Genomic DNA, 2,009 nt, shown 5'->3' on the forward strand with positions numbered 1-2,009 from the left:
GTGAGAGGTCGGTAATTAAAAGTTACCTCCTACTCGATTTATCGTAAATAAAATATTGAATCATTAGATCTAAAATTTTAACACTACTAATGTAAAACAAATAAAAAACCGTTTAGTCTGGAATGGAATTTTGGTGGATGCTCAGCCGTGGTAGTCTCTTGGCTGGCGTCCTTTGCCAGATTAGAGACAGACAAGCTTAGAGACAATTTGAACTGTAATTGGCTCTAAGTTGTTCTCACTGCGTTCCAGCGTCCACCAGAATTTCATGGAAGACGGCAGTGAACAACCAAACTTGAAAAAGAACCCAATCTGAATCAAGGGTATTTATGGTTAAAAACTACTATTCAATTGAAATGAGTCGCACATTGTCGACTGAATCGGATAATTTTAATTTTTCGAGCAATTCGTCAATAGTTCCATTGAGATGGCTAATATCCAACGAAATAACTACTGTGGCAATGTTGTGAATAGGGATGTTTTGATTAATAGTTAAAATACTGGCATTTGATTCAGAAATATCAACAAGTACTTTAGAAAGAATGCCTTGTTGGTGGTGCAGCATCATCGAAATAACCGCTTTTCGATCATTCATCTCTTCATCGGGTAAAAAGACGAGATCCTTGTACTTGTAATAAGTACCACGACTGATACCGACTTCTTTGACAGCTTCACTGACGTTGTGAACTTTTTTGGTTTCAAGCAAATTGCGAGCTTTTATAACTTTATCAAAGGATTCAGGAAGAATAGAACTGTCGACAATATAATATCTTTCCATTATTAATCTCCTCGTAAATGATTCTGGTCTATCTTTTAAATTATATCATTGCGTAGTTTTTTTTTGTTTAAAAAATTGATGAAACTGTAATCCGAGAGAGTTTTTTGCTATTCTATTAATGATTGGAGATGTTAATTTTGAAAACCCTAGTAGTAGTTTCACATCCAAAAATAAATGATTCACAGACGCAACAATTTTTGTTGCAGGGTGCAAAATTGCAAGATGTCACTTGGCATCATGTTGAAGAATTAGGAGAAATTGATGTCGATAAAGAACAAGCTTTGTTGATGGATTCTGACCGGATCATTTTTCAATTTCCACTATATTGGTACGCAGCACCGTCAGGCTTAAAAGATTGGGAAGATAAAGTATTAACTCGTAATTTCGTCTATGGGGATGGCGATGATAACCTTGGGGATAAAGAGTTTGGCATCGTAGTCAATACAGGAATGCCCCAAAAAGAGTTTCAACGTGGTGGCACTGAGAATATTACGCTTGATGAAGTTATGGCCCCATATCACGCCATCGCTGATCGAGCCAAAATGCAAATTATGCCAACGTTTGTCATTTCACAGTTTCAATATCAGGATGACCAAGAACAGATGCAAACATTGATCGATTACCAACGTTATTTGACGCAAGTATATCCTGATACTTTAACGAACCGTCAAGCTTGGTTTGAACGGGAATTCACGGACCGTTTGAAATACTTTAATGACACTGATTGCACTGAATGTGAGACTTTGCTCAATACTTTTATCCAACGCCGTGAAGATGTTGAACAACTAAAGAGTACGATCGGTTTAATCAAACAAGGGGAGGATGAATAATATGGACGAAACAGGAGTTTGGCTCAGTCAAGAACTAGCCAAATTATCAAAAAAACAAAATTCATATGAAAATCGGGCCTTCTTAGCTGCTATGAAAAAAGTAGCTGACGAACAAAATGAACGGACTGAAAAATTGCAGGGTGAAGTCGATGGTCGCCTTTGGAATCATGAACAGTGGTAAAAATAAAAAGAGACTGTGACACAACTGTGTTTTTTATTAAATATGCAGCATAAACGTGCAACAGAACTCAACTTCTTCCGCATAATAGCAAAAATCTCAATATTCATAATGCGAATATTGAGATTTTTCAATTATTGCTCGGAAGTTAACCGAGTTCTGTCACACTCTGTTTCCTACGATTAGTCAAGTGGATATATAGAAAATGAGAGTATTCTAAACAGTA

At 36.5% G+C, this 2,009-nt stretch carries 3 protein-coding genes; 2 read left to right on the top strand and 1 reads right to left on the bottom strand.

The annotated features are described in order from the left end of the window. Window positions 1-340: 340 nt before the first annotated feature. Window positions 341-775, bottom strand: a complete 435-nt coding sequence (locus FD29_RS10255) for an ACT domain-containing protein (protein ID WP_057888843.1) — start codon at window positions 773-775, stop codon at window positions 341-343. Window positions 776-903: 128 nt separating this feature from the next. Between FD29_RS10255 and FD29_RS10260 the strand changes: the two genes are divergently transcribed. After that, window positions 904-1,605, top strand: a complete 702-nt coding sequence (locus FD29_RS10260) for an NAD(P)H-dependent oxidoreductase (protein ID WP_235804302.1) — start codon at window positions 904-906, stop codon at window positions 1,603-1,605. 1 nt (window position 1,606) lies between these two features. Further along, window positions 1,607-1,786 (top strand): hypothetical protein, encoded by a 180-nt coding sequence (locus tag FD29_RS10265; RefSeq protein WP_057888845.1) that lies wholly within the window; start codon window positions 1,607-1,609, stop codon window positions 1,784-1,786. Window positions 1,787-2,009: the final 223 nt, after the last annotated feature.

Source organism: Companilactobacillus mindensis DSM 14500, assembly GCF_001434275.1.
GTDB classification, from domain to species: domain Bacteria; phylum Bacillota; class Bacilli; order Lactobacillales; family Lactobacillaceae; genus Companilactobacillus; species Companilactobacillus mindensis.

What these genes read in the sequence shown, in the direction of transcription:
- FD29_RS10260 (WP_235804302.1), top strand. Translation starts at nt 904, where the DNA reads ATGTTAATTTTGAAAACCCTAGTAGTAGTTTCACATCCAAAAATAAAT.
- FD29_RS10265 (WP_057888845.1), top strand. Translation starts at nt 1,607, where the DNA reads ATGGACGAAACAGGAGTTTGGCTCAGTCAAGAACTAGCCAAATTATCA.
- FD29_RS10255 (WP_057888843.1), bottom strand. Translation starts at nt 775, where the DNA reads ATGGAAAGATATTATATTGTCGACAGTTCTATTCTTCCTGAATCCTTT.